Source organism: Paraburkholderia sediminicola (assembly GCF_046027825.1).
Taxonomy (GTDB): domain Bacteria; phylum Pseudomonadota; class Gammaproteobacteria; order Burkholderiales; family Burkholderiaceae; genus Paraburkholderia; species Paraburkholderia sediminicola_D.
Window position 1 is genome coordinate 58,263 of sequence record NZ_JAQQDU010000047.1, and the last position, 8,254, is coordinate 66,516.

Here is an 8,254-nt window from a genome sequence, read left to right on the forward strand (position 1 = left end):
ACATGATCGAAACATGGAGCGTCGTGATCGTCGTTGCACCGGTCGCCGCGGCAGTAATCTGCGCGGCGAGCCGGCGCGCGCACGTCGCCGAGTATGCGAACCTGGCCGCGTCGATTGTCTGCGTGGTCGCTGCCGTTTCGCTCGTCTGCACTGTCAAGGATGGACATCGCTTTTTGCACGACTACGTGGTGGTCGATGCACTGGCCGCCTGGACCCTTGTTTGCACGGCGCTCGTGTATTGCCTCGCTTCGATCTATGCGGTTGGCTATATGCGGCTGCTAGCAGAGGAGCGTGAGCGATTGCCGAACTTCTATGCACTCTTTGCTCTGTTCGCGGCGACGATGATCTGTGGGCCGATCATGAACAATATCGGTGTCTACTGGATCGCGATCGAGCTGACCACGCTCGTTAGCACATTCCTCGTAGGCTTCGAGCGCGGCCAGGAAGCGATCGAAGCCGCGTGGAAATACATCATTGTGGTGTCCGCGGGCATCAGCCTTGCGTTGCTCGGAACGGTGCTCTTCTACTGGGCGGGCAGTCTTGTCATCGGCCCGACCTACGACATGACGTGGGACACGCTGCGCCGAACGGCTCCCAGGATGAATCCCGCGCTCACCCAGATGGCATTCCTGCTCGTGCTGGTCGGCTATGGCACCAAGGCTGGCCTCGCACCGATGCATACGTGGCTGCCGGATGCACACAGTGAGGGGCCGGCGCCTGTGTCCGCGATGCTCTCCGGTGCGCTACTGAATACGGCGATGCTTGGCGTCGCACGCTTCCTGACGATCACCGATGCCGCCAGTTCATCGCTGCTGCCGCGCACCGTGCTTGTTGCGCTCGGCGCGTTTTCGCTCTTTGTCGCCGCGCTGTTCATCGTGCGTCAGGAGGGCGTCAAGCGACTGATGGCGTATTCCAGCGTCGAGCATATAGGCGTGTTGGCGCTCGGATTAGGATTCGGCGGACCGCTCGCGATTGCTGCGGTGCTGTATCACATGCTCAACCATTCACTGAACAAGTCGTTGATGTTCTTCGGCGCCGGAAACGTCATGCGTATGTTCGGCACCAAGGACATGGGTGAAATCCGCCACGTTTGGGATCGCTTTCCTGTCACGGGTGCACTGTGGCTGGCCGGCGCAGTGGCGATCACGGGAGCGCCGCCGTTCGGTCTTTTTCTGAGCGAACTGACGTTGATGCGCGCGGGGATGGCGAGCTCGAACGTTTGGGCCGTGATCGTGATGTTGCTACTGCTGATCGTGATCTTCATCGGCTTTCTCAACCACTTCAGGGCCATGTACTTCGAAGCCCGGCCTGCGGGGTCGACCAGGGCAACGGAATGCACGGTGAACCCGAGCGCGTGGATGACGGTTCCGATGTGGCTCGCCTTTGTGCCGGTACTGGTCCTCGGTGTGTGGTGGCCGCAAGACCTGTGGCGTTTCTTTGAAATGGTTGCCGCGGATCTGGGAGGGCAGACGCGATGAACAACTGCGCGCTCAAGGAAGTCACGCTCGCCGAACTCGGCGCGGCCGCCGACGATCTGCTCGGCCGCGGAGGACGCATGCAGGTCGCGTACGCGTGGTTCCCGCGACCGGACGCTCCGGAAATGCGCTATATCGCGACGGCACCTGGCCAGCGAGAGTTCGTGAGCTGGCGCATTGAAACGGGCAACGCGCCGGTTCCCAGTCTTGCCAGCAGGTGCCCGCTGCTCGGTTGGTACGAGCGCGAGATTATGGAAATGAGCGGTGTCGCGTTTGCCGGCCATCCGGAACCCGAGCGCCTCGTCACCGCATTTTTGCCGCCGACGGCGCGCGGGCCGCTCGAGCCGGTGGATGCATCGCATGCGAGCGTCGCGCGTTCGCTTCCAGCCCCGACACTGCCGGAGGTCTCCGGCAAGCATGTGCAGTTATTGCCTTTCGGTCCGGTGCGGGCGGATGTCGTCGAGTCGGCGCAGTTCATCTTCTACTACGTTGGCGAAGGCATTCTTCACTATCACCCGAATCTATTCCTCAAACATCGCGGGATGGAAAAGCAGTTCGAGGGGATGGAGATCGACCAGGGCGTTCTACTGGCGGAGCGCGTTGCGGGCATCGATAGCGTCGCGCATGCGCTCGCATATGCGCAGGCGGTCGAAGACGCCGCAGGCTGCATCGTGCCCCCGCGCGCACGCTGGCTTCGCGTGATCGTGGCGGAGCTCGAGCGTGTCTACAACCACTTGCATTACCTCGGCCACCTGTGCCACACGACCACGCTGAAGGTCGGCGAGGCCCAGGGCAAGCTGCTTGAGGAGCGTGCCAAGCAAATGAATGCGCGAGCCTGCGGGAGTCGCCTCTTGCGCAGCATTGTTTGGCCAGGCGGCGTACGCCGCGATCTGGACGTGGTGGCGATTGCCGAGGGCGTCGCGGCGCTCCGACCCGAACTGGAGCGGTATGTCGACCTGATCGAGCGGACCACCAGTCATCTCGATCGGCTCATTTCCACAGCGCCGCTCAGTCAGCAACTCGCCTTCGATCAGGGGGCGACGGGACCGGTCGAACGGGCATCAGGCATCGACCGGGACCTCAGACGGGATCACCCTTATGCCGCGTACGATGAACTGCCGCCCGCTGTCGTGACCCGGAGCGAGGGTGACGCGTTTGCCCGGATGAAGGTGCGGATCGCGGAACTCCGTGCGAGTCTGGTGCTGCTCGACGACGCGATCATGCGCGGTATTCCCCCCGGGCCACTTCTCGAGCTTTGCCGCTGCGCACCGAACGCCGAGGGGCTCGGTTGGGCTGAGTCGTCACGGGGCACCGTGCTCTATGCGCTGCATCTCGATGACAGGTCACGCATTGCGCGAGCGAAGATCAAGTCGCCATCGTTTTCCAACTGGCGGGTGTTTCCCTTCACCGTGCACGACAGCAACATGATGGACTATGCGATCAACGAAGCGAGCTTCGGTTTGACCATTTCGGGTTGCGCGCGATAGGACGGAGCGACTATGTCTCTATGGACCTGGTTTGGGCTGACGAGCGGCAGCGCAAGTACCGAATGGCCGCTCAAGGGCGATGCGCACGGTCAGCAGGGCGTGCTCGGCATGCCGCGTTACGATCCGGCCAGGTGCCAGGATGGTTGCGACGCGTGCGCCAAGGCATGCGTTACGCACGCGATCACGTTTTCTCCCGAGCGGGGAGCGCACATCGCTCCGGAGGTGGATTGGGGCCGTTGCATCGTCTGCCAGCGCTGTACCGAAGTGTGTCCCACAGACGCCTTCTCGCCATCGGCGGACTGGGCGGTTGGCGTGGCGAACCGGGACGACCTTGTGTGGGACGAGGATATGGCTTCGCGTGTGCCACGCGAGGTGGTCGAACGGACTCGTCGCACATTCCGTCGCAGTCTGCATATTCGCCATGTCGACGCGGGATCGTGCAATGGCTGCGAATCGGAACTGCAGGCGTTGAACAATCCGTTCTACAACCTCCACCGGCTTGGCATCTTCTTCACGGCGTCACCGCGCGCGGCCGATGTTCTGCTCATCACCGGGCCGGTGACACACGCGATGCGTGCGCCGCTGCTGGCGACGTATGAGGCGATGCCAGATCCGAAGTGGGTTATCGCGACAGGGACATGCGCGGTGTCGGGTGGCGTCAGCGAAGGAAATTACGCTTGCGGCAGCGGCGTCGACGGCGTCTTGCCGGTCGACGTCTACCTGCCGGGCTGTCCGCCTAATCCTGCTGCGATCATTCACGCGTTGCTGTTGATAGTCGGTCGTGCGGAGCAACGGATGCGAGGAGGGCAGCTTGAGCGCTGACCTGATTCTGGCGGCGAGCGTCCTGTGGCTCGCCACCGCCATCCTCTCGCCGATGCGCTCAGTCCGCGCGTTGCCCCGATATTTGCTGGCCGCTGGCTGCGTGCTGGGCGTCGCAGCGTGTCTGATCGCTTTGCCCACCGCCCCCGCCCGCATTGAATTTCCGTTTGCGCTCGCTTCGCAGCGCATCGCCTTTGCGCTTGAACCCTCAGCGCTCTGGCTGCTCGGCTTCGGTCTTGTACCGGCGATCTTCGCCTGCTGGATTGGTTCGCCCCTCTCGGGCCGTTCTGGCACGTGGTTGGCGGGGGCATCGCTGAGCCTGCTCGGCGCACTGGGTGTGTTCGGTCTGCAGGATGGTATGTCGATGCTCGTCGCCTGGGAGGTGATGAGCCTGGGGGGAGCGGTGATGCTCGCCGGCGAGCGCGCGCGCGAAGCCGATGGCAAACCCGTGCTGCTCATGCTCGCGCTGCTCGAGGTGGGCGCGATTGCGCTGGTCTTCGCGATTCTGCTACTTGATCACGCGTCGGCCGATATCGGCTTTGACGCGTTCAGTGCCCATGCGGCCCACACGTCAGCGCTGCTGTCGTGGATAGCCGGTATCGCGCTGCTCATCGGCTTCGGCGCGAAGCTGGGCCTCATTCCTTTCTACGAGTGGTTTCCGCGTGCGTACTCGAGCGGCAGTGGTGCGACGGGCGCGCTGTTCTCCGGCGTCGTACTCAATGCGGCCTATTTCGCGCTGAGCCGCGGCTGGAACAGCTGGCTGGGTGTCGCCCACGATAGCAGCACGGCGTTCGGGCTCGGCGTAGTCGCGATCGCGATTGGCGTTGTCAGCGCGGTGCTGGCGATCCTGTTCGCTTTCCAGCAAGACGACTGGAGAGCGCTGCTCAGCTACTCGTCCGCGGAGAACGCGTCGGTCGCGGTGGCGATGCTCGGCGTGACGCAACTCTTTCGCAGCGACCATCTGAACGATCTCGCCGGCCTCGCGTGGACCGTCGCGTTGTTGCATCTCGCCGGCCATTCGCTCGCCAAAGGCGCGCTCTTTCTGGTTGCCGACGGCATCCAGGCGTCGACGGGCAATTACGACGTCGTGCCGCGCGGCTGGATCAGAAACAGCGGCTTCATGCTGGGTCTCGGCGCACTGTTCGCGGTGATGAGTCTGGCATCGATTCCCCCGCAGGCGGGGTTTGTCAGCGAGTGGTACGTGTTCCAGTCGGTGTTTCAAGGCTTTCATTTATCGGCTTTCACCGGGCGTCTTGTGCTGGTGCTGGCTGGTGCGGGTCTCGCACTCGCCGCGGCGGTGGCACTTGCCACGTTCGTCAAACTGTTCGGGCTGGGGCTGTTGGGAATGCCGGACCCGGACTATCAACGTCAGGTGCCCCGACGAAGTGCCGTGGCCGTCGGCGTGCTGGGACTTTGCGTGCTTGCGGTGGCCGTCGGTGCGCCTTTGTGGCTGAACGCGCTGGCGAGCGGAGCCCAGACGCTGTTTCAGGCCAACATTCCCCAGGCCATGGTATCGGGATGGCTGCTGGTGCCGCTGACCGACAAGTTTGCCTTTATCTCGCCGTCGAAGCTCATCATCGCGATGCCGTTGCTGGCGCTCATCCCTCTCGCCCTGTTGCGGCTCACAAGAACGCGCCCGGTGCGGCGCACGGCGGTCTGGTTTGGCGGCATGACTTCGCACGGCCGTGACGCGATGACGACGCCGCTGACGTTCTCGAATGCGATGCGCACGTTCTACAGCTTCGTGTATCAGCCGACCATGAGCACCGAGCGCGAACATGAGCAGCGCGAGTACTTCATCAAGCGACTGGTGTTTTCCGAGGGGGTGACGGACCTGTTCGAAAGGCATCTCTTCGAGCCCGCAATCCGGATCGTGACATTGTGTGCCGACCGGCTGCGCGCATTACAGTCCGGCAACCTGAACTTCTATCTCGCCCTGATCGGCGGCCTGCTGGTGGCGATACTGGCGTTGACACTCGTATAACCTGCTTTGAGCGGACCATCGCGTAATTCTTGCGCAGCGCGGCATCCTTCGATTAAAATCACGCCCGCTGGAGATGGCATTCCTCCAAACAACCGCCGGTCCCCCGGCTGATGATGCCTACGAATTCCTGAGTGCAGGAGGTCGTAGGCCGTCCACGCGACGTCCTGTCGCTCAGGTTTGATGTTCTATTGAACCTGAAAATCATGAAACATCTCAAGTCTGTCGAGCAGTTCGCCATGGTGCCGTATCTCGCGCGCTGGCTGCTGCTTTCATGCGTGTTGGGCACCCTGGCCGGCTCCGCCTCCGCGCTTTTTCTCTTTGCGCTGGATCGCGCAACCGATACCCGAATGGACCACCCCTGGCTCCTCTGGTTGCTGCCATTCGCGGGGTTCCTGACCGGCTGGGTCTATCACCGCGTCGGCAAGAGCGTGGAGGGCGGCAACAACCTGCTGATCGACGAGATTCACGATCCGCAGAAGATCGTGCCCAAGCGCATGGCGCCGCTCGTGCTGGTGGCCACCGTGATTACCCACCTGTTTGGCGGCTCGGCTGGCCGCGAAGGCACCGCGGTCCAGATGGGCGGGGCGCTGGCCGATCGTGTCACGCAACTCTTTGGCCTTGGGCGCGAGGAGCGTCGCATTCTGCTGATGGGCGGCATCGCGGCGGGATTTTCGTCGGTGTTCGGCACGCCGCTCGCGGGTGCGATCTTCGGTCTTGAAGTGCTCGCAATCGGCCGGCTGCGCTACGACGCGCTGTTTGCCTGTCTCGCTTCCTCCGTGATGGCCGACGTGGTGTGCCGCCTATGGGGTATTCACCACACCGTCTACACGGTCCCGTTTGTACCGGCCCTCACGGCGCTTGGGATGGGATCCGCTATCGTCGCAGGAATGGCCTTTGGGGTGGTCGGGATGCTCTTTGCCGATTCGACGCATGCGCTGTCGGCGCTCATCAAGCGCAAGGTCGCCTACGCGCCGGTCCGGCCGCTGATCGGCGGCGCTGTCGTGGCAATCCTTGCCACGATCTTCAATGTTCCACAATTCCTGGGTCTCGGCATTCCGACCATCGTGCAGGCCTTCAACGGTTCGTTGCCGGTGTATGACTTCGCGGGCAAGTTCGGCTTTACGGTGGTGACGCTCGCGTCCGGATTCAAAGGAGGGGAGGTGACACCGCTCTTCTATATCGGCGCGACGCTAGGCAATGCACTGGGCCACGTGCTGGCGTTGCCGGTGCCGGTGCTCGCGGGACTCGGTTTTGTTGCAGTGTTCGCCGGCGCGGCGAATACCCCGATCGCGTCGACCCTGATGGCGATCGAACTCTTTGGCCCGCAGATTGGTGTGTACGCCGCCTTGGCTTGTGTCGTTAGCTACCTCTTTTCCGGGCACACCGGCATCTATCGCGCGCAACGGGTCGGCCACGCCAAACACCCACTCCTGCCTGCCGGCATGCGCCTCGCCGAAATTCCCGCGTTGCGTCGCAGCCAAGAGCTCTGGCATTTCGGTCGCTTCAATACGGGCCATGTTCGTAACAGGCCGAGTCTTGAGAGCGCTTCTTAGATCCGGTGTTGGGTCGCGTTCGGCGCGGCCGGTGCTCACTGCAAATCGGAATACTTGCCCGCAACTCTGCAATGTTTTGCGGGCAGTTTCTAGTGCACTCCGGGCTTCGATTCGGCGGACCACTGCAAGCAATTCAGGCGCGCCAATCTCCGAAATAGGCCGGCGCCCAATGTGCGGAAACACCTCCTTGCGGAACTGGTTCATTACACGCTCTGCGTGTGAATCGCTCCAGATATCCTGTCGAGTTTCGAACCACTCAAGCGCCACGGCTTCGAATGTGTTCAGCGCCGCGATGGACTTCGCTTGTCGTTCAAGGTCGCGCTGCATTGCGGGATCGTTGCCCTCGGCGAGCTGGCGCTTTGCTTCGTCACGCCGGGCGCGCGCATCGGCTAAGCCGATGGCCGGATAGTCGCCGAACGAAAGCAGGTTCTCTTTACCGTTGAATCGGTATTTGAGGCGCCATTTCTTCGCACCGCTTTTTCTCAGATCGAGAAACAGGCCGCCGCCGTCGAAGAGCTTGTTACCGCCGGCTTCGCTATACCGAGCGTTGCGGCAACGGGCGTCGGAGAGAGGTGTCGTCATGTCGGGAACTCTGTTGACGGTTTACCCCCAAATCGGCAAACCATACCCCCGATTTTACCCCCAAAAGTACGGGATGCCCCGGGACTGCAAGGGCCACTAGAAACACAAAACCCGCGTCATCGCTAGGATTGGCGCGGGTTTCGGGACTTCATGAGACTGTCTGAAACTATGTCTTGGTGCCCAGGGCCGGAATCGAACCGGCACGCCTTGCGGCGGGGGATTTTGAGTCCCCTGCGTCTACCAATTTCACCACCTGGGCAGGTCTTCAAGCGCACGCGTCAGGTTACGGCGCGCGGCGAAGACGCAGATTATGGCGGAAAATTCGAAGACGGGCAAGCCGGTTGCCTTCTTCTC

At 62.5% G+C, this 8,254-nt stretch carries 5 protein-coding genes, 1 tRNA gene, 1 pseudogene and 1 riboswitch; of the genes and pseudogenes, 5 read left to right on the forward strand and 2 right to left on the reverse strand.

Annotated elements, in window-relative coordinates:
* Positions 1 to 2 precede the first annotated feature (2 nt).
* The 5 genes from PQQ96_RS24350 to PQQ96_RS24370 all read left to right on the forward strand — a co-directional run bounded on the left by PQQ96_RS24350 (position 3) and on the right by PQQ96_RS24370 (position 7,318).
* Positions 3 to 1,478 (forward strand): proton-conducting transporter transmembrane domain-containing protein, encoded by a 1,476-nt coding sequence (locus tag PQQ96_RS24350; RefSeq protein WP_408297435.1) that lies wholly within the window; start codon positions 3 to 5, stop codon positions 1,476 to 1,478.
* Positions 1,475 to 2,962 (forward strand): hydrogenase large subunit, encoded by a 1,488-nt coding sequence (locus PQQ96_RS24355; RefSeq protein WP_408297437.1) that lies wholly within the window; start codon positions 1,475 to 1,477, stop codon positions 2,960 to 2,962. The genes PQQ96_RS24350 and PQQ96_RS24355 overlap by 4 nt, the downstream gene beginning before the upstream one ends.
* A gap of 12 nt (positions 2,963 to 2,974) precedes the next feature.
* Positions 2,975 to 3,784 carry an NADH-quinone oxidoreductase subunit B family protein gene (locus tag PQQ96_RS24360; RefSeq protein WP_408297439.1) on the forward strand — a complete coding sequence of 270 codons (810 nt, stop codon included), beginning with the start codon at positions 2,975 to 2,977 and terminating at the stop codon, positions 3,782 to 3,784.
* Positions 3,774 to 5,765 carry a proton-conducting transporter transmembrane domain-containing protein gene (locus PQQ96_RS24365; RefSeq protein WP_408297441.1) on the forward strand — a complete coding sequence of 664 codons (1,992 nt, stop codon included), beginning with the start codon at positions 3,774 to 3,776 and terminating at the stop codon, positions 5,763 to 5,765. Before PQQ96_RS24360 ends, PQQ96_RS24365 begins: the two co-directional genes overlap by 11 nt.
* A 60-nt stretch (positions 5,766 to 5,825) precedes the next feature.
* A riboswitch (Fluoride riboswitch) is annotated at positions 5,826 to 5,892 on the forward strand.
* A gap of 76 nt (positions 5,893 to 5,968) precedes the next feature.
* A complete protein-coding gene (locus PQQ96_RS24370) occupies positions 5,969 to 7,318 on the forward strand; it encodes a voltage-gated chloride channel family protein (RefSeq protein WP_408297443.1) in 1,350 nt (449 codons plus the stop codon).
* Positions 7,319 to 7,366: 48 nt separating this feature from the next.
* Here the strand turns inward: PQQ96_RS24370 and PQQ96_RS24375 are convergent.
* Both PQQ96_RS24375 and PQQ96_RS24380 read right to left on the reverse strand, forming a co-directional pair.
* Positions 7,367 to 7,900, reverse strand: a pseudogene (locus tag PQQ96_RS24375) (tyrosine-type recombinase/integrase); the annotation flags it as partial.
* 174 nt (positions 7,901 to 8,074) lie between these two features.
* Positions 8,075 to 8,159 (reverse strand) — tRNA-Leu (locus PQQ96_RS24380).
* Positions 8,160 to 8,254 lie beyond the last annotated feature (95 nt).

Excerpts from the sequence above, each read along its gene's own strand:
- PQQ96_RS24350 (WP_408297435.1), top strand. The coding sequence starts at position 3 with ATGATCGAAACATGGAGCGTCGTGATCGTCGTTGCACCGGTCGCCGCG.
- PQQ96_RS24355 (WP_408297437.1), top strand. The coding sequence starts at position 1,475 with ATGAACAACTGCGCGCTCAAGGAAGTCACGCTCGCCGAACTCGGCGCG.
- PQQ96_RS24360 (WP_408297439.1), top strand. The coding sequence starts at position 2,975 with ATGTCTCTATGGACCTGGTTTGGGCTGACGAGCGGCAGCGCAAGTACC.
- PQQ96_RS24370 (WP_408297443.1), top strand. The coding sequence starts at position 5,969 with ATGAAACATCTCAAGTCTGTCGAGCAGTTCGCCATGGTGCCGTATCTC.